At 70.9% G+C, this 23,663-nt stretch carries 20 protein-coding genes; 16 read left to right on the top strand and 4 right to left on the bottom strand.

Going from position 1 to position 23,663, the window contains the following annotated elements; all coding sequences use genetic code 11:
- Window positions 1-36: 36 nt before the first annotated feature.
- From arc to BM236_RS10610, 4 genes are all read left to right on the top strand, one after another.
- Complete coding sequence (gene arc / locus BM236_RS10625; RefSeq protein ID WP_091123433.1) at window positions 37-1,803, top strand: proteasome ATPase; 1,767 nt, start codon at window positions 37-39, stop codon at window positions 1,801-1,803.
- A gap of 49 nt (window positions 1,804-1,852) precedes the next feature.
- Complete coding sequence (locus tag BM236_RS10620) at window positions 1,853-4,501, top strand: ATP-binding protein (protein ID WP_091123431.1); 2,649 nt, start codon at window positions 1,853-1,855, stop codon at window positions 4,499-4,501.
- Between the two features lie 76 nt (window positions 4,502-4,577).
- Window positions 4,578-5,627 carry a class I SAM-dependent methyltransferase gene (locus BM236_RS10615; RefSeq protein WP_091123428.1) on the top strand — a complete coding sequence of 350 codons (1,050 nt, stop codon included), beginning with the start codon at window positions 4,578-4,580 and terminating at the stop codon, window positions 5,625-5,627.
- 26 nt (window positions 5,628-5,653) lie between these two features.
- Window positions 5,654-7,021, top strand: a complete 1,368-nt coding sequence (locus BM236_RS10610; RefSeq protein ID WP_091123426.1) for a pyridoxal phosphate-dependent decarboxylase family protein — start codon at window positions 5,654-5,656, stop codon at window positions 7,019-7,021.
- A 10-nt stretch (window positions 7,022-7,031) separates the two neighbouring features.
- On the opposite strand, the gene BM236_RS10605 is transcribed toward BM236_RS10610, so the two are convergent.
- Together BM236_RS10605 and BM236_RS10600 are read right to left on the bottom strand one after the other, a co-directional pair.
- Window positions 7,032-7,661 carry a GNAT family N-acetyltransferase gene (locus tag BM236_RS10605; RefSeq protein WP_091123423.1) on the bottom strand — a complete coding sequence of 210 codons (630 nt, stop codon included), beginning with the start codon at window positions 7,659-7,661 and terminating at the stop codon, window positions 7,032-7,034.
- 25 nt (window positions 7,662-7,686) lie between these two features.
- Window positions 7,687-8,511 carry a DUF1206 domain-containing protein gene (locus BM236_RS10600; protein WP_175507642.1) on the bottom strand — a complete coding sequence of 275 codons (825 nt, stop codon included), beginning with the start codon at window positions 8,509-8,511 and terminating at the stop codon, window positions 7,687-7,689.
- 94 nt (window positions 8,512-8,605) lie between these two features.
- Here BM236_RS10600 and dop point away from each other — a divergent pair, with 94 nt between their 5' ends.
- The 12 genes from dop (at window position 8,606) to BM236_RS10540 (ending at window position 20,414) form a co-directional block, all read left to right on the top strand.
- A complete protein-coding gene (dop, locus tag BM236_RS10595) occupies window positions 8,606-10,120 on the top strand; it encodes a depupylase/deamidase Dop (RefSeq protein WP_091123417.1) in 1,515 nt (504 codons plus the stop codon).
- 38 nt (window positions 10,121-10,158) lie between these two features.
- On the top strand, window positions 10,159-10,356 hold the full coding sequence (locus BM236_RS10590; RefSeq protein ID WP_091123415.1) for a ubiquitin-like protein Pup: 198 nt from the start codon (window positions 10,159-10,161) through the stop codon (window positions 10,354-10,356).
- A 3-nt stretch (window positions 10,357-10,359) separates the two neighbouring features.
- Window positions 10,360-11,211, top strand: a complete 852-nt coding sequence (gene prcB / locus BM236_RS10585; RefSeq protein WP_245750265.1) for a proteasome subunit beta — start codon at window positions 10,360-10,362, stop codon at window positions 11,209-11,211.
- Window positions 11,208-12,005, top strand: coding sequence for a proteasome subunit alpha (prcA, locus tag BM236_RS10580; RefSeq protein WP_091123411.1), 798 nt, complete (start codon window positions 11,208-11,210; stop codon window positions 12,003-12,005). Before prcB ends, prcA begins: the two co-directional genes overlap by 4 nt.
- A 17-nt stretch (window positions 12,006-12,022) precedes the next feature.
- The gene (gene pafA / locus BM236_RS10575) at window positions 12,023-13,384 is read left to right on the top strand and encodes a Pup--protein ligase (protein WP_091123409.1); all 1,362 of its coding nucleotides are present in this window, start codon (window positions 12,023-12,025) and stop codon (window positions 13,382-13,384) included.
- A gap of 116 nt (window positions 13,385-13,500) precedes the next feature.
- Window positions 13,501-14,493, top strand: coding sequence for an FKBP-type peptidyl-prolyl cis-trans isomerase (locus BM236_RS10570; protein WP_091123407.1), 993 nt, complete (start codon window positions 13,501-13,503; stop codon window positions 14,491-14,493).
- Window positions 14,494-14,524: 31 nt separating this feature from the next.
- Window positions 14,525-15,481 (top strand): helix-turn-helix transcriptional regulator, encoded by a 957-nt coding sequence (locus tag BM236_RS10565; RefSeq protein ID WP_091123404.1) that lies wholly within the window; start codon window positions 14,525-14,527, stop codon window positions 15,479-15,481.
- The gene (locus BM236_RS10560) at window positions 15,478-16,479 is read left to right on the top strand and encodes a helix-turn-helix transcriptional regulator (RefSeq protein WP_091123403.1); all 1,002 of its coding nucleotides are present in this window, start codon (window positions 15,478-15,480) and stop codon (window positions 16,477-16,479) included. The genes BM236_RS10565 and BM236_RS10560 overlap by 4 nt, the downstream gene beginning before the upstream one ends.
- A gap of 36 nt (window positions 16,480-16,515) precedes the next feature.
- Complete coding sequence (gene tatA, locus BM236_RS10555) at window positions 16,516-16,803, top strand: Sec-independent protein translocase subunit TatA (RefSeq protein ID WP_091123401.1); 288 nt, start codon at window positions 16,516-16,518, stop codon at window positions 16,801-16,803.
- A gap of 12 nt (window positions 16,804-16,815) precedes the next feature.
- Entirely contained in the window at window positions 16,816-17,658 is an 843-nt protein-coding gene (gene tatC, locus BM236_RS10550) for a twin-arginine translocase subunit TatC (RefSeq protein WP_091123399.1), read from the top strand.
- A 27-nt stretch (window positions 17,659-17,685) separates the two neighbouring features.
- Window positions 17,686-18,558: a diacylglycerol/lipid kinase family protein gene (locus BM236_RS10545; protein ID WP_091123396.1), complete on the top strand. Its 873-nt coding sequence runs from the start codon at window positions 17,686-17,688 to the stop codon at window positions 18,556-18,558.
- A 149-nt stretch (window positions 18,559-18,707) separates the two neighbouring features.
- On the top strand, window positions 18,708-20,414 hold the full coding sequence (locus BM236_RS10540; protein ID WP_281247646.1) for an HD domain-containing phosphohydrolase: 1,707 nt from the start codon (window positions 18,708-18,710) through the stop codon (window positions 20,412-20,414).
- 271 nt (window positions 20,415-20,685) lie between these two features.
- Here the strand turns inward: BM236_RS10540 and BM236_RS10535 are convergent, their stop codons facing one another.
- Both BM236_RS10535 and BM236_RS10530 read right to left on the bottom strand, forming a co-directional pair.
- Entirely contained in the window at window positions 20,686-22,932 is a 2,247-nt protein-coding gene (locus tag BM236_RS10535; RefSeq protein WP_091123392.1) for a putative bifunctional diguanylate cyclase/phosphodiesterase, read from the bottom strand.
- A gap of 433 nt (window positions 22,933-23,365) precedes the next feature.
- The coding region (locus BM236_RS10530) for an integrase core domain-containing protein (RefSeq protein WP_139230081.1) at window positions 23,366-23,663 on the bottom strand (298 nt) is incomplete at its 5' end.

Raw genomic sequence — 23,663 nt, 5'->3', positions numbered from 1 at the left:
CGCGGGTAGGGTCGAGATTCGTAGGAGGTGGCGCCGATGTCGACATCCGATGGTTTCTCTGCTGCTGGCGGGCGTGACCGCCAGGAGCTCGAGAGTCAGGTCCGGTACCTCGAGAGCGAGGTCCGCGAGCTGCGACTGCGCCTGAGCGACACGCCCGGACAGTCCCGTGGCCTGGAGCTCCGGCTCGCCGACGCGCAGCGCTCGCTCGCCGCCGTCACGTCGCAGAACGAGCGGCTCGCCCAGACGCTGCGCGAGGCCCGCGACCAGATCATGAAGCTGAAGGAGGAGGTCGACCGGCTGGCCCAGCCACCGGCCGGCTTCGGCACCTTCATCGCCCGCAACGACGACGACACGATCGACGTGTTCACCGGCGGCCGCAAGCTGCGGGTCAACGTCTCGCCCAACGTCCCCCTCGACGACCTGCAGCGCGGCCAGGAGGTCATGCTCAACGAGGCCCTCAACGTCGTCGACGCCCTCGAGTTCGAGTCCGTGGGCGAGGTGGTGATGGTCAAGGAGCTCCTCGCCGACGGCGAGCGCGTGCTGGTCATCGCCAACGCCGACGAGGAGCGGATCGTGCGCCTGGCCGAGCCGCTGCTCAGCGACGTGATCCGCGCGGGCGACTCCCTGCTGCTGGAGCCGCGCTCGGGCTACGTCTACGAGAAGGTCCCGAAGTCCGAGGTCGAGGAGCTCGTCCTCGAGGAGGTCCCCGACATCGCCTACGAGTCGATCGGCGGCCTCGGCAACCAGATCGAGGCGATCCAGGACGCCGTCGAGCTGCCCTACCTCCACCCCGAGCTCTTCAAGGAGCACCAGCTCAAGCCGCCCAAGGGCGTGCTCCTCTACGGCCCTCCCGGCTGCGGCAAGACCCTGATCGCCAAGGCGGTCGCCAACTCGCTGGCCAAGAAGGTCGCCGCCCGGACCGGTGCCGAGGGGAAGTCCTACTTCCTCAACATCAAGGGACCCGAGCTGCTCAACAAGTACGTCGGCGAGACCGAGCGCCACATCCGGCTCGTGTTCCAGCGGGCGCGGGAGAAGGCGTCGGCCGGGACGCCGGTCATCGTGTTCTTCGACGAGATGGACTCCCTCTTCCGCACCCGCGGCACGGGCGTCTCGTCCGACGTCGAGAACACGATCGTGCCGCAGCTCCTGAGCGAGATCGACGGCGTCGAGCTGCTCGAGAACGTGCTCGTGATCGGTGCCTCCAACCGAGAGGACATGATCGACCCGGCCATCCTGCGGCCCGGCCGCCTGGACGTGAAGATCAAGATCGAGCGGCCCGACGCCGAGGGTGCCCGCGACATCTTCAGCAAGTACCTCACGCCCGACCTGCCGCTGCACCCCGAGGACATCGCCGAGTTCGGCGGCGACCGGCAGGGCACCGTCGACGCGATGATCCGGGCCACCGTCGAGCGGATGTACACCGAGTCCGAGGAGAACCGCTTCCTCGAGGTCACCTACGCCAACGGTGACAAGGAGGTCCTCTACTTCAAGGACTTCAACTCCGGCGCGATGATCCAGAACATCGTCGACCGCGCGAAGAAGATGGCGATCAAGGCGTTCCTCGACTCCGGGGCCGACGAGGCGCAGAAGGGCCTGCGAATCAGCCACCTCCTTCAGGCCTGTGTCGACGAGTTCAAGGAGAACGAGGACCTCCCCAACACCACCAACCCCGACGACTGGGCCCGCATCTCCGGCAAGAAGGGCGAGCGGATCGTCTTCATCCGCACGCTCATCACCGGCAAGCAGGGCACCGAGCCGGGGCGGTCGATCGACACGGTCGCCAACACGGGGCAATACCTCTAGACGCCGCCGGGCCATTGCCCCTCGGGCGGGTCGGGCGCACCATCGACAGATGGTGGCCCGGCTCCTCGAGCGCGCCGACGAGCTGACGGCGTTGGCGTCGGCGGCGCGCTCGGCGGCGCGCGGCCGTGGGTCGACGCTGCTCGTCCACGGCGAGGCGGGCATCGGCAAGTCCGCCCTGGTGCGGTCGCTGCACTCGCGTCTGCCCGCCGAGGGGCGGCTGCTCGTCGGCTACTGTGACGCGCTCTCCACGCCCCGTGCGCTCGGACCGCTCAAGGACCTCACCGGCTCCGTCGGCCGCGTGCTCACCGACGCGCTGCGCAGCGGCGAGCGCGATGCCGTCATGCCGGCGCTGTACGACGAGCTCGCCGGTGGGGCGCCCGCGGTGCTCGTCGTCGAGGACGCCCACTGGGCCGACGAGGCGACCGTCGACACGCTGCGCTACCTGGCCCGCCGGATCGAGCAGCTGCCCGTCGCACTGGTGCTGACCTACCGCGACGAGGAGCTCGCGAACGGTCACCCGCTCGGCCAGCTGCTCGGCGATCTCGGGCACGCCGACGGCGTGGCCCGCCTGCCGCTCGCACGCCTGTCGAGCGAGGCCGTCGCGGCACTGGCCGAGGGCTCCGACCTGGATCCGCAGAGCCTGCACACGCTCACCGACGGCAACCCCTACCTCGTCACCGAGCTGCTGGCCTCGGCCGACGGCCGGGCAGTGCCCGCCTCCGTGGTCGACGGCGTCCTGGGCCGGCTGCACCGGCTGCCGGCCGACGTCCAGGCGCTCGTGGAGCAGCTGGCCGTCCTGCCGGGCGCCGTGGGTCATGAGCTGGTCGACGTGCTCGCGGCAGGTGGATGGAGCGGTCTGGTCGAGGCCGAGGACGCCGGCCTGGTCCGGGTCGTCGGCGGCGCGGTGGCCTTCCGCCACGAGCTGACCCGGCGGGCCGTCGTCGACGCGCTGTCCGGCGCTCGTCGGGTGGAGCTCGACCGGCGGGCGCTGCGCGCCCTCGAGCAGCGCGCCGACAGCGATCTGAGCCAGCTGGTCCACCACGCCGTCGAGTGCGGGGACGTGGACGCCGTCGTGCGGCACGGACCGTCAGCGGCGAGGGAGGCCTCGGCCAGCGGCGCCCATCGCGAGTCGGTGGCGCACTACCGCACCGTCATGGCGCACGAGCTGCGCTTCGAGCCGCACGAGCGGGCCCGGCTCTGGGAGGAGCTGGCCGTGGAGCTCTACACGATCGGCGTGGGGTCGGAGATCGTCGGCGCCCAGCAGCATGCGGTCGCGCTCTACCGCAGCCTGGCCGACCCGCGCGGGCTGGCGATCAGCCTGCGCTGGCTGTCCCGGTTGTGCTGGTTCGCCGGCGACCGACGCGGTGCCGTCGAGGCGGCCCAGGAGTGCACCCACGTCGCGACCGGTGCAGGCGACGAGGGACTGCTGGCGATGGCGCTCAGCAACGAGTCCCAGCTCGCCATGCTCGGCAACGACAACGAGTTCGCCATCCGGCTCGCCGAGCAGGCGACCATCCTCGCCCGACGCGTCGGGGACGCGCAGGTCCTCGCGCACGCCCTGAACAACCGGGGGTCGGCCATGTTCCGGCTCGGCCGGGACGGGATGCAGCCCCTGCAGGAGTCGATCGCCGTGGCTCGTCGGGTGGGGGACCACGAGGACGCCTGCCGTGCCTACGTGAACCTCGCGTGGAGCCTCCTCGACGACGACCGCGTCCGCGAGGCCGAGCCGTTGCTCCGAGAGGGTCTGGCCCTCGCCGAGCGGGTCGAGTTCCTGGGCTTCTGGCAGTACCTCCGCGCGGTGTGGGCCCGCCTCCGGCTCGCCCAGGGGCACTGGGAGGAGGCCGTCCGGGCCGCCGCCGAGGCCTCGCCTGAGAACCAGCAGGCCTACAGCGTCTCCCTCGGTGTTCGCGCCACGGTCGCGGCGCGCACCGGCTCGGACGTCGATGCGGTGGAGACGGCCCGGCAGGGCTGGGCGGTCGCGACCCACCTCGGCGAGCTGCAGCGCACGGGCCCGATGGCGGCGGTCGGCCTGGAGGTCGCCGACCTGACGGGCGTCGCCCCCGTCCCGGCCGACGACCTCGCCGAGGTGTATGCCGACGCCCGTCGTCTCGGTGATCCGGCACTGCAGGCGGTGCTCGCCTACCGGCTCGGCGTTGCGGGTCGACCGGTCGGACGAGCAGAGCTCGAGGACCTGGTCGCGGACCGGCCCTCGGCGTACGCCCTCCAGGCGCTGGGCCGGGCGGAGGAGGCGGCCCGGCTGTGGCGCGAGGCCGGCTGTCCCTACGAGGAGGCGGTCGCCCTGGCCGAGAGCTCGGACACCGACCGCCTGCTGGCCGGCCTGGCGATCCTCGACGGGCTCGGTGCGGCACCCATGGCCCGGCGGGTGCGCCAACGCCTCCGTGAGCGCGGGATGACGTCGGTTCCGCGCGGTCCGGGCGCCACCACCCGGGCGAACCCCGCCGGGCTCACCGCTCGCCAGCTCGAGGTGCTCGAGCTGGTGGCGCAGGGGTGCACGAACGCCGACATCGCCGCGAGGCTGGTCCTGTCGGTGCGCACCGTCGACAGCCACGTCGCCGCCGTGCTCCAGAAGCTCGGTGTGACGACCCGGCAGGAGGCCGCCGACGCCTACCGCGCGCTCGTGGTGCCCAAGCCCCGGCCGGCCGCCGATGTCGGTAGCCGACCGGCCCGATCTCGGTAACGACTGCCGACGCGTCGTCGCGCCGGGAGTCCCTAGAACAGAGGTGTCCGTTCCATCCACCCGAGAGGACACCACCATGGACGAGGACAGGTTCCACCAGCTGCTCCACCACTTCGTCGAGGACCTCGGCGCCACCGTCGGCGCCGGCGGTGTGCTGATCGGCGACCAGCTCGGGCTCTATCGCGCCCTCGCGACCGGCGCCCAGCTTCCCGACGAGCTCGCCGCCGCGACCGACACCGCACCGCGCTACGTCGAGGAGTGGCTGCGCGGCCAGGCCGCCGGCGGCTACGTCGAGTACGACGCCGAGTCGGGTCGCTTCTCCATGACCGAGGAGCAGGCCTTCGCGCTCACCAACCCCGACGGGCCGGTGTTCCTGCCCGGCGCCTTCCAGCTCGCGATCGGCTCGCTCAAGGCCCTGCCGCGCGTTGTCGACGCGTTCCGCACCGGCGAGGGCATCGGCTGGCACGAGCAGGACGAGGACGTCTTCCGCGGCTGCGAGCGGTTCTTCCGGCCGGGCTACAGCGCCAGCCTCGTGGAGGCCTGGCTGCCCGCGCTCGACGGCGTCGAGGACAAGCTCCGCACGGGTGGGACCGTGGCCGACGTGGGCTGCGGCCTGGGCGCCTCGACCATCTTGATGGCCGAGGCCTACCCGGAGGCGTCGTTCAACGGTTCGGACTACCACGACCACTCCATCGAGCTGGCACGCAAGAACGCGGCGGACCGCGGCCTGGCCCACCGGGTCGGCTTCGAGGTCGCCGGGGCCGACACGTTCCGCGGTGGCCCCTACGACCTGGTCACCACGTTCGACTGCCTGCACGACATGGGCGACCCCGTCGCCACCGCCCGCCACGTGAAGGAGCGGCTTGCCGAGGACGGCACCTGGATGGTCGTGGAGCCGTTCGCCGGCGACTCCGTCCAGGACAACCTCAACCCGGTCGGGCGCGTGTACTACTCGTTCAGCGCGTTCCTGTGCGTGCCGAACGCCGTCTCGCAGGGCGGTGCCCGGACCCTGGGCGCCCAGGCGGGTGAGGCCGCGATCCGGCGCGTCACCGAGGAGGCCGGCTTCACCCGGTTCCGCCGGGCGGCCGAGACCCCGTTCAACATCGTCTACGAGGTCAGGCCGTAGGCCGGTCCGAAGGCAGGAGAGCAGCGATGGACCCACGCACCGACCCGCTGGAGCGGGCGCACCGCCACGCGGCCGACTGGTTCGCGACCCTCGGCAAGCGCCCCGTCCCGGCGTCGGCCACCGCCGACGAGGTCTCCGACGCCCTGGGCCGCGACCTGCCGGCCGGGCCGAGCGACCCCGGCGACGTCGTCGACCTGCTGGCCCGGGCCTGCGAGCCCGGGCTGACGGCGATGCCGTCGGGCCGGTTCTACGGCCTGGTCATCGGCGGCACCGAGCCGGCGGCGCTCGCCGCCGACTGGCTGGTCGGAGCGTGGGACCAGAACAACGGGCTGCGTGCGGTGACGCCGGCCGTGGCGGCGGTCGAGGAGGTCGCGGCGGCGTGGCTGCTCGACCTCCTCGGGCTGCCCGCCGAGGCGGCCGTCGGCTTCCCGACCAGCGCTACGACGGCGAACCTGACCTGCCTGCTCGCTGCACGCGACCGCCTGCTCGGGCAGGCCGGCTGGGACACCGCCCGGGACGGTCTCACCGGTGCTCCACGGGTCCGGGTCATCACCGGGGCGGAGGGGCACGAGAGCGTCCACTACGCGTTGCGCTACCTCGGCCTGGGCCGGCCGGACACGGTCGCCGCCGACGACCAGGGCCGGCTCGACCCGGCCGCGCTCGCGGCGTCGCTCAGGCCGGGGGAGCCGACCATCGTCGTCCTGCAGGCGGGCAACGTGCACTCGGGCGCCTTCGACCCGTTCGGCCCGGCGATCGCCGCCGCGCACGACGCCGGGGCGTGGGTCCACGTCGACGGCGCCTTCGGACTGTTCGCGGCCGTGTCGCCGGCCCTGCAGCACCTGACCGCGGGCGTCGAGGGCGCCGACTCGTGGACCACCGACGCCCACAAGACGCTCAACGTCCCCTATGACTGCGGGATCGCGATCGTGCGTGACCCCGTCGCACTGGGCGCGGCGGCCGGCAAGCACGGGGACTATCTCATCCTCGACGAGGCCGGCGACCCGTTCGACCGGGTGCCCGAGCTGTCCCGCCGGGCGCGCGGAGTGCCCGTCTGGGCGGTGCTGCGCTCGCTGGGCCGGTCGGGCGTGGCCGACCTCGTCGACGGCTTCTGCCGGCACGCCGCCGCGTTCGCGGAGGGCATCCGGGCGTTCCCGCGCGCCGAGGTGCTCAACGACGTCGACTACACGCAGGTCTGTGCCGCGTTCGGCGACGACGAGCGAACCCGCGCGGTCACGCAGGCGGTGCTCGCGGACGGCACGGCGTGGATGTCGGGCTCGCGCTGGCACGACCGCGCGGTCCTGCGGGTCTCGGTCAGCAACTGGGCGACGACCGAGGACGACGTACGCCGATCGCTGGACGCGCTCGAGCGGGCGGTGCGCTCCGTCGAACCGTAGCCGGCCCCCGTCAGAGCCTTCGGAGCCGTTGCCCGAGGACGAGGCCGTCGTCGTCCTCGGTCAGCACGGTGAAGCCGAGGTGCCGGTAGAAGCCGACGGCCCGTTCGTTCGCGCGGGCCACGCCCAGGTGGACGCCGCTCGCGCCCTCCGCGGCGAACCGCGCCAGGATCCGCTCCATGAGGGCCCGTCCGGTGCCGGTCCCTTGCAGGTGCGGCAGCAGGTCGATGTGCAGGTGCGCCGGGTGTGCCCGTACGACGGCGTCGGGGACGGTCGGCGGGCGGTGGACCAGCCGCCGCATCCGGTCGTCGGGCGTCAGCGGATGAGGGCCGGGGTCGGGCTGCCGAGCTCGGAGCGCGGGCCACCAGTCTGACTCGCAGGCGGCCTCGAACGCCCGCGTGTCGGCCGTCCCGAGCACGTAGCCGGCGACGCCGCCACCGTCGACCGCCACGTAGCCCAGGCCGGGCCCGACCGTGAGGTAGGGACCGGCATAGACGCTGCCGACGAGCGTGGGGTCGGCGTACAGCCCGCTGGCGTCACCACCAGAGTCACCCGTGCGCAGGCAGATGTCGTAGCAGGCGTCGCGATCGCCGGGGCCGGCTTCGCGGAGGTGGACGGTTCGGTGCGCCTGGCCGTTCGTCATGGGCCCAGTGTGACGGTCAGCCCGGTCAGCCCTCGCGCAGGAACCAGGCCTTGGCGATGTTGTAGACGCCGAAGCACACCAGCCCCAGCGCGATCAGGGCCAGCAGGTAAGGGCCGGCCGGGCCGCCGCGGACCGTGTCGAGGGCCTCGTCGAGGCCTCCGGACCTGGTCGCGTCGTGGCTCAGCCCCGCCCAGACGACGAGTCCGCCGAGGACGCCGAACGCCGCGCCGCGCCCGACGTAGCCGGTCCGCGCGGTCACGGTGATCGCTCGTCCCGTGCTGCCGGTGCGGCCGTCGCTGTCGAGGTCCTTGCGCCAGCGGTCCGTCAGACCTCTGAACGCACTCCACCCGGCGTAGCCGATGATCGCGACCCCGGCGATGGCCACGAGCGCCGGGCCGGCGGGCCAGGAGAGCACCCGGGCGGTCCAGCCCTGGCTGGACCCTCCGGACCCCGAACCGGATGCCCCGCTCGCCACCCGGCCGGCGCTGATCGCCAGCGTGGCGAAGACGACGACCTTGAAGGCCGACCCGGCCATGCCGACCACCTTCTTGGCGCCCTCGTCGTGGCGGTGCCCCACGACGACCTGGCACAGCTCCCAGACCACGAGCGCCGCGAACCCGACGACGGTCACCCAGAGCAGGGCCCGACCGAACGGCTGGTCGGCGAGCTGCGCGAGAGCGCCGCTCTTGGACGGCGATCCCTCGGAGTCGCCGAGGGCCAGCTGCAGCGCCAGCCACCCGATCACCAGGTAGACCACGCCGTAGCACGCGAAGCCCAGGCGCGCGGTCCAGGTCAGCGCCGGATGGTCCTTGGCCCCGTCGGCCGCACGCGCCGCAGTGCCACTGCTCATGTTCGTCATCGCTCCTCCGCCGCGTCGTTACCCGCTCCGGTGTACGCCGACACGTCGGCCGGCCCGTGTCGGTCCTCCCGCGTAGGCTCGATGCATGAGCGTTCGACGGGTGATGGGCACCGAGGTGGAGTACGGCATCTCGGTGCAGGGCCAGCCGCTGGCCAACCCGATGGTCGCCTCGTCCCAGGTCGTCAACGCCTACGCGAGCGCGACCCTCAAGGCGCGGCGCGCGCGTTGGGACTTCGAGGAGGAGTCGCCGCTGCGCGACGCCCGCGGGTTCGACATGTCGCGCTCCGTCGCCGACCCGAGCCAGCTGACCGACGAGGACCTCGGCCTGGCCAACGTCATCCTGACCAACGGCGCCCGGCTCTACGTCGACCACGCCCACCCGGAGTTCTCCACCCCCGAGGTCACCACGCCGCTCGACGCGGTCCGGTTCGACAAGGCGGGGGAGCGGATCATGCTCGACGCCACCAAGCTCGCGCTGCAGCTGCCGACGAACCCCGCGATCACGCTCTACAAGAACAACACCGACAACAAGGGCGCCTCCTACGGCGCCCACGAGAACTACCTCATGCGGCGCTCGACGCCCTTCGCCGACATCGTCAAGCACCTCACGCCGTTCTTCGTCAGCCGCCAGGTGATCACCGGAGCGGGCCGGGTCGGCATCGGCCAGGACGGTCGCGGGCACGGCTTCCAGCTGAGCCAGCGCGCCGACTTCTTCGAGGTCGAGGTCGGTCTCGAGACCACCCTCAAGCGTCCGATCATCAACACCCGCGACGAGCCGCACGCGGACCCGGACAAGTACCGTCGCCTCCACGTGATCATCGGCGACGCCAACCTCGCCGAGGTGTCGACGTACCTCAAGGTCGGGACGACCTCCCTGGTGCTGGCGATGATCGAGGACCGCTTCATCTCTCTCGACCTCTCGGTCGACGGGCCGGTCGCCGGGCTCCGGTCGCTCTCCCACGACCCGACGCTGCGCCGCACGGTGACCCTGCGCGACGGCCGCACCCTCACCGGGGTGCAGCTCCAGCTGGAATACCTCGACCTGGCCAAGAAGTACGTCGAGGACCGCTACGGCGCCGACGCCGACGCGCAGACGAAGGACGTGCTGGAGCGCTGGGAGTCGGTGCTCGACCGGCTCGAGCGCGATCCCATGCTCTGCGCCGGCGAGCTCGACTGGGTGGCCAAGCTCAAGCTGCTGGAGTCCTACCGCGACCGCGACGGGCTCGACTGGGACGACGCCAAGCTCCACCTCATCGACCTGCAGTACGCCGACCTCCGACCGGAGAAGGGCCTCTACCACCGCCTCGTCAAGGCGGGCCGGATCGAGCGGCTCCTCACCGACGAGGGCGTCGAGGCGGCCAAGCACGAGCCGCCGACCGACACCCGCGCCTACTTCCGCGGCCGCTGCCTGGAGAAGTACGCCGAGAACGTCGCCGCGGCCTCCTGGGACTCGGTGATCTTCGACCTGCCCGGACGCGAGTCGCTCCAGCGGGTCCCCACGATCGACCCGTTGCGCGGCAGCAAGGCACACGTCGGCGCCCTCCTGGACCGGTGCGCCACCGCCACCGATCTCTTCGCAGCCCTGACGGCGGGCGGATAGCCCACCTATCGGGTGTCGCAGTGGGTAGGGTCTGAGACATGGCACAGGAGCAGAAGCAGCCCCGCAAGGCCAACGAGGAGTCGGAGGAGGTCGAGACCTCCTCCGAGACCGACCTGGCCGAGCGCAAGGAGTCCCTCGACGCCGACGTCGACGACATCTTGGACGAGATCGACGACGTGCTCGAGACCAACGCCGAGGACTTCGTGAAGTCCTTCATCCAGAAGGGCGGGGAGTAGGTCTTGGCCGACCCTCGCATCCCGGCCAGCTTCATGGCGCCGGGCACCTCCTCCTTCGCCGACTTCCTCTCCACCGAGGCACCTGACCTGCTCCCGGGCAGGCCCAAGGACCGGCAGAGCCTCCCCGCAGGCAGCGCGGCCGACCTGGCGCCGCACGGCACGACCATCGTCGCCGCCACCTTCGACGGCGGCGTCGTGATGGCCGGCGACCGGCGCGCCACGATGGGCAACGTCATCGCCCAGCGCGACATCCAGAAGGTCTTCCCGGCCGACGAGTTCTCCGCGGTCGGCATCGCCGGCGCAGCGGGCCTCGCCGTCGAGATGGTCAGGCTCTTCCAGACCGAGCTCGAGCACTACGAGAAGATCGAGGGCACCACGCTCTCCCTCGACGGCAAGGCCAACCGCCTCGCGGCCCTCATCCGCGGCAACCTCGGCATGGCGATGCAGGGCCTGGCCGTCGTACCCCTCTTCGCCGGCTTCGACCTCGACAAGGGGCTCGGCCGGATCTTCTCCTACGACGTCACCGGCGGCCGCTACGAGGAGACCTCGTTCCACTCCGTCGGATCGGGCTCGATGTTCGCCCGCGGCGCGCTCAAGAAGCTCTACCGCGACGGGCTCGACGAGGGCGGCGCCGTGGAGGCGGTCGTGCAGGCGCTCTACGACGCAGCCGACGACGACTCAGCGACCGGCGGGCCCGACCTGACCCGCCGCATCTTCCCGGTGGTGCACATCCTCACCGCCGCCGGCGGGCGCCGCCTCCCCGACGGCGATGTGGCGGCCGTCGCCGACCGGGTCGTCGCGGGACGGATGACCCGGCCAGACGGACCCCACGCCGAGCTGGAGGGTGGCCGATGAGCACGCCGTTCTACGTCAGCCCCGAGCAGCTGATGAAGGACCGGGCGGACTTCGCCCGGAAGGGGATCTCGCGCGGCCGTTCGGTCGTGGCCGTGCAGTACGCCGAGGGGATCCTCTTCGCCTCCGAGAACCCGTCGGCCGCCCTGCACAAGGTCAGCGAGATCTACGACCGGATCGCCTTCGCAGCGGTCGGTCGCTACAACGAGTTCGAGAACCTCCGCATCGCCGGCGTGCGGCTCGCCGACATGCGCGGCTACGCCTACGACCGCCGCGACGTCACCGGCCGTGGCCTGGCCAACGCCTACGCGCAGACGCTCGGCACGATCTTCTCCAGCGGCGGCGAGAAGCCCTATGAGGTCGAGATCTTCGTCGGCGAGATCGGCGACAGCGCCGAGGACGACCAGCTCTACCGGCTCACCTACGACGGCCAGGTCGCCGACGAGCACGGCTACGCGGTGATGGGCGGTGCCGCCGACGTCGTCGGGGGCTACCTCAAGGAGCACTACACGGCCGGGCTCGACCTCGAGGGCGCGCTCGCGGTCGCCGTGGCCGCGCTCGGGCACACCGAGTCCGACGACCGGGTCATTCCGGTGGAGGACCTCGAGGTCGCCGTCCTCGACCGCACGCGCAGCCAGCCGCGCAAGTTCCTGCGCCTGGTCCCCGCCCGGCTCGGGCCGCTGTTGGGGGAGCGCGGGACGCCGACCCACGCGCCCGACGACCTCAACGAAGCCGACCACGCCGATGCCGACCGCGCCGACGCCGACGCCGACAACGAGCCTCCGATCGCACCGTAGGCGGGTAGGGTCATTTCATGGACCGCCGGATCTTCGGGATCGAGAACGAGTACGGCGTCACCTGCACGTTCCGCGGGCAGCGGCGGCTCAGCCCCGACGAGGTCGCGCGCTACCTCTTCCGCAAGGTCGTGAGCTGGGGCCGCTCCAGCAATGTCTTCCTGCGCAACGGCGCCCGGCTCTACCTCGACGTCGGCAGCCACCCGGAGTACGCCACGCCCGAGTGCGACGACGTGACCGAGGTCGTCACCCACGACAAGGCGGGGGAGCGGGTGCTCGAGGGGCTTCTGCTCGACGCCGAGCAGCGGCTCCACGACGAGGGCATCGCGGGCGAGATCTACCTGTTCAAGAACAACACCGACTCGGCCGGCAACTCCTACGGCTGCCACGAGAACTACCTCGTCAGCCGCGCGGGCGAGTTCAGCCGGCTCGCCGACGTGCTCATTCCGTTCCTCGTGACCCGCCAGATCATCGTCGGGGCCGGGAAGATCACCCAGACCCCGCGCGGGGCGTCGTACTCCATCTCGCAACGCGCCGAGCACATCTGGGAGGGCGTCTCGTCGGCGACCACCCGCAGCCGTCCGATCATCAACACCCGCGACGAGCCGCACGCCGACGCCGAGAAGTACCGCCGGCTGCACGTCATCGTCGGCGACTCCAACATGTCCGAGACGACCACCATGCTGAAGATCGCCTCCTGCGACCTGGTGCTGCGGATGATCGAGGAGGGCGTGGTCATGCGCGACCTCACGATGGAGAACCCGATCAGGGCCATCCGCGAGATCGCTCACGACGTCTCGGGCAGCCGCCGGATCCGGCTCGCCAACGGCCGCGAGGCCAGCGCGCTGGACATCCAGAAGGAGTACCTCACCAAGGCCCGCGACTTCGTGGACCGCCGGCAGATCTCCACCCCGGTCATCGAGAGCGCCCTGGACCTGTGGGAGCGCGGGCTCAAGGCCGTCGAGTCCGACGACCTCTCGCTCGTCGAGCGCGAGATCGACTGGGTGATCAAGTGGAAGCTGATCGACCGCTACCGCGCCAAGCACGGCCTGCCGCTGAGCCACCCGCGGGTCGCCCAGCTCGACCTGGCCTACCACGACATCCACCGCGGCCGCGGGCTCTACTACCTGCTCGAGAAGAAGGGCGCGGTCGCGCGGGTGACCAACGACCTGCGGATCTTCGAGGCCAAGTCGGTGCCGCCGCAGACCACTCGGGCCCGCCTGCGCGGCGAGTTCATCAAGCGCGCCCAGGAGCGGCGCCGCGACTTCACCGTCGACTGGGTCCACCTCAAGCTCAACGACCAGGCGCAGCGCACGGTGCTCTGCAAGGACCCGTTCCGGGCGTACGACGAGCGGGTGCAGCGGCTCATCGACGGGATGTGAGACCACCGGGCCCGGCGCGTCGAGACTCACCGCGTCCTGGTCAGCATCCCTTCAGGATCGGCTTGTAGGGTGGCGCACGCTGTCCGTCCTCCCCACGCTGAAGAAGGCTTGAAACCGTGCTCCGACGCGTCCCGCGCCCGCTCGCCCTCATCCTGACGACCCTGCTGGCCACCAGCCTCGCCGCCTGTGGCGGCGACAAGACCGAAGGACTCGGCGACAAGACCGTCAAGGGCTTCGACGCGGCGGCCGTCTCCGGCGACCCGGGCACCGCCCCGAAGGTCGACTGGAAGGGCAAGATGGACACGGTCACGAAGACCGAGACTAAGACCCTCAAGGCCGGCGACGGCGCCACCGTCGAGCAGGGTGGCAAGGTCTGGGGCTACATCTGGATCGGCAACGGCTTCACCCAGAAGCAGGCCTACAGCGACTACGACAACAAGCAGCCCGAGGAGCTGACGGCGGACGCGAAGAGCCTCAGCCCGACCTTCGAGAAGCTGCTCACCGGCGCCAAGATCGGCTCGCGCGTCGCCGCCGTGGCCAGCGCCAAGGAGGTCTTCGGCGACGCGGGCAACCCGAACCTGGGCGTGGCCAACACCGACCCGCTGCTGATCCTGGTCGACCTGGTCGCCCCGGCCGTCGACAAGCCGACCGACGTCGACCGCTCCAAGCTTCCGAAGCTCAAGCCCGCCAAGGGCAAGCCCAACGTGCCTGCACGGATGGACTTCACGGGCCTGCCCAAGCCGGAGCAGAACGGCGAGTTCCTGCGCAGCACGTTGAAGCAGGGCAAGGGCGAGACGGTCACCGCCGACATGACCGTCAAGGTCAACTACCTCGGCATGGTCTACGGCGCGAAGAAGCCGTTCGACGAGAGCTACACCAAGAAGCCGGCCGAGTTCGGCCTCGGCGACGTGGTGAAGGGCTGGACCTACGGCCTGACCGGAGTGAAGGTCGGCAGCCGGGTGATGCTCCAGATCCCGCCGCTGCTCGGCTACGGCGCGCAGGAGCAGGCCAACATCCCGGCCAACAGCACGCTCTACTTCGTCGTCGACGTGCTCAGCGCCACCAAGCCGGCTCCGTCGGCCTCGCCGTCCGCCACGCCCGCCCAGTAGCCGGCGCAGAAGCAGGCTGAGGAGCGGGACGATGTCGGCGCAGAAGACCGAACGGCTGATGAACCTGCTCATCATGCTGCTCGTCCAGAAGCGCTACGTCACCAAGGAGCGGATCCGCGACATCCTCTACGCCGACTCCTCGGACGAGGCTTTCGAGAAGATGTTCGAGCGCGACAAGGAGGAGCTCCGCAGCCTCGGCGTACCGATCGAGGTCGGCACCACCGACCCGCTCTTCGACGACGACCAGGGCTACCGGATCAGCCCGACCGAGTTCGCACTGCCGGACATCAGCCTGACCGCCGACGAGGCGTCGGTCGTCGCCCTGGCCACGAAGGTCTGGGAGCACGCCCGGCTGGCCGAGGCGACGAGCGAGGCGGTCCGCAAGCTGACGGCCGCGGGCGCCGAGCTCGACGTGGCCGCGCTCGACCTCGTCCAGCCGCGGCTCAGCGCCGACGAGCCGTCCTTCGACCTCTTCCTCGAGGCGGCCCAGGAGCGCACCCCGGTGGTGTTCGACTACCAGCGGGGGACCAACCCCGTCGAGACGCGCCACCTGCAGCCGTGGGGCGTCGTGCGCTCCTCGGGCCGGTGGTACGTCGTCGGCTATGACACCGACCGTCGCTACGACCGCGTCTTCCGGCTCTCCCGCGTGCGAGGCGAGGTCCGTCGCGACGGGCCGCCCGGGTCGTTCGAGATCCCGGAGGGGACCGACGTCCGGGCCGTGGCCCGTCGGCTCACGCCCGAGCGCACCGTGCTCCGGGCCGTGCTCCTCGTCAGGCCCGGCACCTGCCACCCGCTGCGCCGGGGGGCGATCTCGACGGAGAGTGGGGCGACCGGCCCGGACGGCGAGTCGTGGGACCGGATCACGATCACGCGGGCGACGGTGGACCTGGCCTCCGAGGTGCTCTCCTACGGCCCCGACGCCTACGTCGTCGAGCCGGCCGAGCTCCGCGACGCCGTCATCGAGCGTCTCGACGGGGTGCTCGCATGAGCCAGCGTCAGCCCGTCCAGGGTGCTCGCGAGCAGGTGGCCCGGCTGCTCGCGCTCGTGCCCTACCTGCACGCGCACGGTCACGTCCGCCTCGACGAGGCGGCGACCGCGTTCGGAGTCACCGAGCGCCAGATCGTCAAGGACCTCCGGGTGCTCTTCATGTGCGGGCTCCCCGGCGGCTATCCGGACGACCTCATCGACGTCGACATCGAGTCGCTCGAATCGCCGGGCGGCGACCGGGTGATCCGGGTGACCAACGCCGACTACCTCTCCCGCCCGCTCCGCCTCACGCCGACCGAGGCGACAGCGGTGATCGTCGCGCTCCGCGCCCTGCGCAGCGGCGCGACCAGCGACGACACCCGCGAGGTCGTCGACCGGGCGCTGGCCAAGCTCGAGCAGGCGGCCGCGGCGGGTGCGGCGGCGACGCCATTGGTCGACCCCGGTGATGCGCCGGACGCGGCCGAGGTCGCCCTCCGCGCCCGTCTCGAGGCCGCCGTCGGGCAGCGCCGCCAGGTCCGCCTCGTCTACTACGTCCCCTCGCGCGACGAGGAGTCCGAGCGGGTCGTCGACCCGCGCGGGCTGGTCGTGGAGGGCGGCGCCGTCTACCTCGATGCCTGGTGCCACGCCGCGGAGGCGCCGCGCTGGTTCCGGCTCGACCGGATCCGCTCCGCCGAGGTGCTCGACACCATGGTGACGACGACCGACGCCCCCCGCGAGCTCGCCCCGGGGATCTTCACGCAGGAGGCCGGGGCCGAGCGCGTGACGCTCGACATCGCGCCGGCGGCGTACTGGATCACCGAGTACTACCCGGTCGAGGCGGTGCGGCCGGGCGAGTCCGGCCACCACCAGGTCGACCTGCTCGTGGCCGACCAGCGCTGGCTCACCCGGCTGCTGCTCAGGCTCGCCCCGCACGCCCGGGTGATCGCACCGGCGGCGTACGCCGACGCGTTCCGGTCACGATCTGCCGTCACCCGCTCGCTCTACACCGATGCCGAGTAGCATGGCGATGCTGCTTCCCAACATTGTGAGGACCACATGACTTCGCTGCTCATCGGCGGCCTTGGCACGACCGAGCTCGTTCTCATCCTGCTCGTCGTCGTCCTGCTGTTCGGCGCCACCAAGCTGCCCGAGCTGGCCCGTGGCAGCGGCCGCGCGCTCCGCATCTTCAAGGCAGAGACCAAGGGTCTGATGGACGACGACGAAGCCGCCACCACGCCCGAGACACAGCGCGCGGCCGAGCTCGCCAGCAAGCAGGCCGAGCTCGACGCCAAGCAGGCCGAGCTCGACGCCGAGCGCGACCGCCTGCACCGCGGCGACGCCTGACCCGGGGCGTCGGTGTCGATCGCCGGCGTCGTCGACCTCTTCCGAGGCCGACCGCACAACCCCATCGGGGCCGACGGCAGGATGGCCCTCGCCGACCACCTGCGTGAGCTGCGCGCGCGCATCATCCGGTCGGTGGCGGTCCTCGTCATCGCCTTCATCGTGGCGCTGTTCTTCTACGACCAGCTCCTCGAGCTCGTCATGCGGCCCTACAACCACGCCCAGGAGTCGCTGCACGACAAGGTGGATACGACCGCCTACATCAAGGGCGCGACCGGTCCGCTGCTGCTGCAGATGAAGCTGTGCGGCGTGGCCGCCGTCGTGGTCTCGGCACCGTACTGGTTGTTGCAGATCTGGGGCTTCGTGATGCCCGGGCTGCACCCGCACGAGAAGCGCTGGACCCGCGTCTTCGCCTCGATCGCCGGACCGCTCTTCCTCGCCGGCGTCGCGGTCGGCTACTACGTGTTGCCCAAGGGCCTCGACGTGCTGATCGGCTTCACGCCGGCGAAGCTGCAGTCCCTGGTCGAGTTCGGCGAGTACTTCTCCTTCTTCACCCGCATGCTGCTGGTGTTCGGGATCGCCTTCCAGATCCCGCTCTTCGTCATCCTGCTCAACCTGGCCGGGGTCCTCTCCGGCAAGCAGCTGGGTCGCTACCGGCCGTGGATCATCCTCGGCACCATGGTGTTCGCGGCGGTCGCGACACCGTCCACCGACCCGTTCTCGATGCTGATGCTCGCGGTCCCGATGCTGGTGCTCTTCGCGATCGCGGAGGTCATCGCGCGCCTGGTCGACCGGAGCCGGGGCAGACGCGCGGAGAGCACCGAGCAGTGGTCGGACGACCAGGTCTCGCCTCTCTGACCGCCGCAGCGGGCTAGTGTTCCGCGCGTGACGCGCGAGCTTGCCCTGCTGTCGAACCCCGTGGCCGGTGGCGGCCGCAACGACGCCAAGGTCGCCGCCGTGGCCGCCCGGCTGCGACAGGCCGGGTTCGCGGTCCGCGAGCTGGTGGGCGTCGATGCGGCGCACTCGTCGCAGCTGGCCCGGGTGGCCGTCGCGGACGGGGTGGATGGCCTGGTGGTGTGCGGGGGCGACGGCATGGTGAACATCGCCGCGCAGGTGCTGGCCGGCAGCAGTACGCCGCTCGGCATCGTCCCGATGGGCACGGGCAACGACACCGCCCGCGCCCTGGGGCTGCCCCTCAGGGACCCGGCCGCGGCCGCCGACGTGATCGTTCGCGGCCGTACCCGGCTCATCGACCTGGCCCGCAGCGGCGACCGCTACTTCGTCACCGTGCTCGCCGCCGGCTTCGACGCGGCGGTGAACGAGAAGGCCAACACGATGACCTGGCCGAAGGGGCAGCTGAAGTACAGCCTCGCCATCGTCGCCGTGCTCAAGGAGTTCAAGCCGATCAGCTACACCCTCGAGCTGGACGGCGAGACCCGCCGGGTCGAGGGGATGCTCGTCTCCGTCGGCAACGGCGACTCGATGGGCGGCGGCCTCAGGGTCACCCACGGTGCCTCGCTGGACGATGGTCTGCTCGACGTCGTCCTCTTCACCAGCGTGCCACGGCGCGAGCTCATCAAGACCTACCCGAAGCTCTTCTCCGGCGGCCACACCCGCCACCCGGCGTACGAGCGGCATCGCGTGAAGCGGGTGACGGTCGCCGCGTCCGGCGTTGTCGCGTACGCCGACGGTGAGCGGTTCGGGGAGCTGCCGTTGACTGTCGAGGTCGTGCCGGGGGCGTTGACCGTCTTCGGGTGAGCGTCGTCTCGCGGCTGCCGATACAACTCATCCAGCGCCGGATCCGGTTGTGCGGCGTGTGACCACCGCCGTCTTCTCTGCGGGGCACACCGGCTCAGTCGCCCATGCTGGCTCCTCAACCTGCTGGTCGAAGTGCCGACAAGAGTGGCATGGCCTTTGCGCATCGCCGGTTGTCTCCGCCGTCCCTGACGGCGGCTGTCATGCTGGTGACCGCGCTGGCGGCGGCAGCAGCGTTCGGAGTGATCGTCCATCTCCAGAGCACGGCCTCGTCCAGCCGCGACGCGGAGGCCGAACTCGTTGCTCTGCGACTCTCCGTCTCGCAGGTCCTCGGGGTGCCGTGGGGCGCATCACCTGGTGAGGGTGACGATCCCGCAGACGTCCGTGACGAGCTCACGGGTGCCACTGAGGAGATCGAGCAGACTCTCACGCGTTTGGAACGCGACGGCGGACCACCCGATGTGCGATCAGCTCTACGATCGTTCCATCGGGTCGATGCGGCGTTGCAACACGTGTTGGAGGCGGTGTCGCACGATCGTCAGGATGCGGCAAACGAGTCCTCCGACACGGCCGCGCGGCAGGCCTACACCGTCGACCAGGCCCTGGCCAGCGCGGGAAAGCGCTACCGGGAGCGCTCACGTGCGGCGGCGAGCAAGGCCCGGAACGGCACCGCTCTCGTCATCGCCCTCCTGCTCTCCGGCTTCGCGTGGTCCTTCTGGCGGACTCAGCGCGCGCGGCTGTTGGCCGAGGGATCGGCCGCAGCACACCGTCAGCTCGCGGCCGAGAACGCGAAGAACGCGCTGACCGATCCGCTGACCGGGCTTGCGAACCGACGAGCCCTGCTCCGGGATCTGGAGGGCGTCGTGGCGGGCGACGGTGACCTGACGGTCCTGGTGCTGTTCGACCTCGACGGGTTCAAGCTGTACAACGACACGTTCGGCCATCCGGCCGGCGATGCGCTCTTGGCGCGCCTCGGTGGACGCCTCGACGCAGCGACTGCGGGCCGGGGGGTCGCCTATCGGCTCGGCGGCGACGAGTTCTGCCTGCTGGCGCAGGTCAGCGACGAGGCCGATGCACTCACACTGGCCAGCACCGCTCAGGTGGCTCTCACCGAGTCCGGGCCCGGATTCGCGATCGGATCGTCGTACGGCGCGGCGTTGCTCCCGGCTGAGGCAGCGAGCGTGACCGAGGCACTCACGCTCGTCGACACCCGCCTCTACTTGCAGAAGGGGAACGGCCGCGTGCCGGCGAGCCAGCAGGCTGCAGACGTTCTGGTCACGGTTCTCAACGAACGCGACTCGGAACTGGGCCGACACAGCCACACGGTCGCATCGTTGGCGGGGCGGGTCGCGACGGCGTACGAACTGCCCTCGGTGGAGGTGAAGCGCATCCGGCTCGCCGCCGAGGTCCACGACATCGGAAAGGCCGCCATACCGGATGCGATCCTCACCAAGACCGAACCCCTCGACGACGTCGAACGAGACTTCCTGCGTCGCCACCCGCTGATCGCCGAGCGCGTCGCCATGGCTGCGCCCGCCCTTGCTCCCACCGCGGAGCTGCTTCGTGGGCACCAGGAACACTATGACGGCACCGGCTACCCGGACAGTCTGACCGCCGACCAGATCCCGATGGGCGCCCGCATCATCGCGGCGTGTCACGCCTTCGATCTGTTGACCCACGATCACCCCGGCCCGGGGCGCTCGGTCGGGGCGGCTCTTGCGCACCTGCGCCGCGAGGCCGGAACCCGTTTCGACCCCGGTGTCGTCGAGAGACTCGCCGAGGTGGTCGGCAACCAGCACGGATTCGTTCGCTTGGCCGACCCAGCCGACTTGATCGACCCGACCCAACCGACCCGCTGAAGACGAACGCGACTGCCACAGCGAGCCTGAAGCGGAGTCGCGAGAGCTGACAATAGGCCGCATGACCACCGGATCGGCTACGGGTGCCACGGCGAACGCAGCTACTAGGCGATTCCGGTAGGGCCGGTGTCTGGCCAGACTCGGTCTAGGTGATCGGCAGGCAGCTCTCTATGCGCTGCCCACCGGCTGTGTTGGTGTGGCTGGCAATCGGTCTGCGGTCCGTCGGTCGCCGTGACGACGCGTGGCTCAAGATGGGACTGCCCGGTCTCCGTCACCGCGTGACCCCGGTCCGGGCGTCGACCGCGGCAGCGTGCTCGAGCAGGGTCTGACGGATGTGCGTGGGCGGCATCGGCCGGGCGAGGTGGTAGCCCTGGACGACGTCGGCACCGAGCGAGCGGAGTGCGTCGAGGCCTGACTCGTTCTCGATGCCCTCGGCCACGACGTAGAGGTCGAGCACCTTGCCGAGCTGAATCATCGAGGTGAGCATGGTGCGACCGCCGGGTGTGTGATCGTTGACGAGGTCCCGGTCGATCTTGACCCCGTCCAGCGGGATGTCGCGCAGCGTCCGCGCTGAGGCGTAGCCGCTGCCGAAGTCGTCGAGCTCGATGCGGACCGCTAGCGCACGCAAGTCTTGCAGCACGTCGCGTGCGACGTCGACGCTACCGATCGCCGCGGTCTCGGTGATCTCGAGGATGAGGGCGTCCCCGGTCAGGCCGCGTTCGCGGAGCAGCTCCTCGACCAGGCCGGGAACCGAGCGGTCACTGACCAGCTGGGCGGAGAGGTTGACACTGACCGCGACGTCGAGGCCCGAGCGGCGCCACCCGAGCACCTCGTCGAGCGCCTTGCGCATGGTGAGGACGGTCAGCGGCCGGATCAACCCGACCTCCTCGGCCAAGGGGACGAACGTCGACGGCGGCACCGGCGTGCCGTCTGCCCGCATCCATCGCGCCAGGGCCTCGACCGTCACGATCCGACCGCTCCCGACGGCCTGCTCGGGCTGGAAGACCAGGGTGATCTCGTCCCGCTCGATGGCCATGAGCAGCTCGGCCGCGAGCGAAGACTCCTCCGCACCGGCGCAGGTCCCGGCCTCGTAGACGCTGACGCCCTCGCGACCGCGCTTCGCGCGGTACATGGACGCATCGGCCGCGCGGAGAAGCTCTGCCGGGGCGGTGCCGTGATCGGGGCAGACCGCGAGCCCGATGCTCACGCCCACCATCCTCTGGACACCGTTGATCTCGATCGGTCGGATCAGTGCCTCGCGGAGCCGGTGGCCCACCGAGGTGAGTTCGACGTCGGGGCTGAGGTGACGGAGCACGACAGCGTACTCATCGCCGCCCAGGCGGGCGGCGGTGTCGTACTCGAAGGTGTTGGCGTGCAGGCGACGGGCGATCTCCTGCAGGACAAGGTCGCCGCAGTCGTGGCCGAGGGTGTCGTTGATCTGTTTGAAGCTGTCGAGGTCGAGCAGCACCACGGCGACGCGCTCACCGTGCGATGACGCGGCGACCGCCCGATCGAGTGCCTCCTCGAGCGCCTTGCGGTTCGCCAGGCCGGTCAGGTGGTCCAGCCTGGCCGCCCGCCGCAGGGTGCTGTGCTGGCGGCGCACGACGACGATCAGCAGCAGCAACAGGCAGGCTCCGGCCGCGCTGATGAGGACCCCGAGCCAGATAGGGACGAATCCGACGTGGTGGTGGGACCAGTTGACGACCACCCAATGGTTCGCGTTGCCGCTGCTGGCGGACACCGGCGTGAGGGCGAGCCGTCGACCGTCGACTGTGACGGTACGGCCGTTCCTGCTGCTGTCGAGGTCGGCCGCCCTCCAGTGGGGGAACGCGGCAAACTGGCCGGCCGGCGGCGGGAGGTGGCCGTCCTGCTGCAGGATGATCCGTCCGGTTCGCGCGTCGACCACGGCCGCCTCGCGCCCAGGTGAGCCGGCGGCGTAAAGCGTCATCGCGAAGGTGGAGAGGGCGACCTCGAAGTGCACGACCACCCGGTGGCCACCGCCGACATCGACCGGGGTGGAGGTCGAGATCACCCAGCGGCCGGTGCCTGCGGATACGTACGGCGCGGCGTGATAGACCTGCCCCGGGTCGAGGTCCAGCGTGGCCCGGAAGAATGGGTTCCGAGCCTCGTTGGTGGATAGGTCCTCCATCGGAGCGGCGACGCCTTTCGTCACCCGCGCGAGCTCGCTCCCGGTATCGTCGATCAGGCCCGCCTCGCCGATCGCAGCCGGATAGAGCCCCTCGAGGTAGCGCAGCGCATCGTTGGCGCGCCGGTTGACCGCTGACGTGAGATGGCTGACCTGCGGGATCGAGAGCAGGTCTGGGTTGCGCGACAGCAGGAGGTCGAGGCTGCGGGCCCGCTCGAAGTCCGCGTTGAACGAGCTGGCGAGCTGGATCCCGTCATGGCGGAGCTCCGCGTCGTTCTGCCGCTCGAGCGCCAGCTCCTCGGCGACCATCACCGGACCGAGCGCGAGCAGCACGACACCCAACAGCAGCGCGGCCAGTGACGACCTAGGCATGCTTCCCCCACCGTGGACGATCCGAGGAAGTCGCCCGGACAGCCCCGGCGCGCAGTCGGTGACCAGCGACGCGGTGACCCGGCTCCCGGGGTGACGCCATCGCGGGGACCGGCGCGTCCCCCTCGGTACGGACCGCGGTGCGTTCCGTCCTCCACTCGCCGTACGGCTCGGTCGTCATAGCTCCTCTTCACTCCCGAACCTCGGGTGGACCGTTCATCGGGGGACCGCTCTCGCAGGGAGCATCGGCCGCGGGTCGACCGGCCTAAGACATTGGTCACAGCAGCAGACGGTGTGAGGCTCCGCCGGTGGCGATTGGCAGAGTCCCTCATCCGCCGCGCTGACCTTGGCGCTCACCGGAGTACCAGCGCTTCTCCACCGGGTGCCACCGGCCGATCCGAAACTGTCGGTGGTGCCGCCTAGCTGTACCCGGCCATCAGGTTGGTGACAGGCGGCTGATCGGCGGTCGTCCTCCGAGTGCGCTGTGGCGACGTTCAGTGTTGTAGTGCTCGAGCCAGGGTGCAAGGGCTGCTGCCCGGTCGGCGTTGCTGGTGAAGACCTGGCGGTAGGCCCACTCGGTAGCCAGGGTGCGGTTGAGGCGCTCTACCTTCCCGTTCTGCCACGGGCAGTGGGGCTTGATGAACTTCTGCTGGATGCCGTGCTCGGCGCAGACAGCTCGAAGCGACCAGCGGTAGGCCCAGGCGTTGTCGGTCATCAACCGTTCGATCCGGGCG

It is taken from the genome of Nocardioides terrae (genome assembly GCF_900112345.1).
GTDB classification, from domain to species: Bacteria; Actinomycetota; Actinomycetes; order Propionibacteriales; family Nocardioidaceae; genus Nocardioides; species Nocardioides terrae.
This window is presented reverse-complemented; position numbering and strand designations above follow the sequence as displayed.

Bases quoted from the DNA above. Each gene is read 5' to 3' on its own strand.
- BM236_RS10600 (WP_175507642.1), bottom strand. From the start codon at position 8,511: ATGAGCAGTGGCACTGCGGCGCGTGCGGCCGACGGGGCCAAGGACCAT.
- dop (WP_091123417.1), top strand. From the start codon at position 8,606: ATGAGCGTTCGACGGGTGATGGGCACCGAGGTGGAGTACGGCATCTCG.
- prcA (WP_091123411.1), top strand. From the start codon at position 11,208: ATGAGCACGCCGTTCTACGTCAGCCCCGAGCAGCTGATGAAGGACCGG.
- BM236_RS10605 (WP_091123423.1), bottom strand. From the start codon at position 7,661: ATGACGAACGGCCAGGCGCACCGAACCGTCCACCTCCGCGAAGCCGGC.
- BM236_RS10590 (WP_091123415.1), top strand. From the start codon at position 10,159: ATGGCACAGGAGCAGAAGCAGCCCCGCAAGGCCAACGAGGAGTCGGAG.
- BM236_RS10565 (WP_091123404.1), top strand. From the start codon at position 14,525: ATGTCGGCGCAGAAGACCGAACGGCTGATGAACCTGCTCATCATGCTG.
- BM236_RS10560 (WP_091123403.1), top strand. From the start codon at position 15,478: ATGAGCCAGCGTCAGCCCGTCCAGGGTGCTCGCGAGCAGGTGGCCCGG.
- arc (WP_091123433.1), top strand. From the start codon at position 37: ATGTCGACATCCGATGGTTTCTCTGCTGCTGGCGGGCGTGACCGCCAG.
- BM236_RS10540 (WP_281247646.1), top strand. From the start codon at position 18,708: ATGGCCTTTGCGCATCGCCGGTTGTCTCCGCCGTCCCTGACGGCGGCT.
- BM236_RS10535 (WP_091123392.1), bottom strand. From the start codon at position 22,932: ATGCCTAGGTCGTCACTGGCCGCGCTGCTGTTGGGTGTCGTGCTGCTC.
- BM236_RS10610 (WP_091123426.1), top strand. From the start codon at position 5,654: ATGGACCCACGCACCGACCCGCTGGAGCGGGCGCACCGCCACGCGGCC.
- pafA (WP_091123409.1), top strand. From the start codon at position 12,023: ATGGACCGCCGGATCTTCGGGATCGAGAACGAGTACGGCGTCACCTGC.
- tatA (WP_091123401.1), top strand. From the start codon at position 16,516: ATGACTTCGCTGCTCATCGGCGGCCTTGGCACGACCGAGCTCGTTCTC.
- BM236_RS10615 (WP_091123428.1), top strand. From the start codon at position 4,578: ATGGACGAGGACAGGTTCCACCAGCTGCTCCACCACTTCGTCGAGGAC.
- BM236_RS10620 (WP_091123431.1), top strand. From the start codon at position 1,853: ATGGTGGCCCGGCTCCTCGAGCGCGCCGACGAGCTGACGGCGTTGGCG.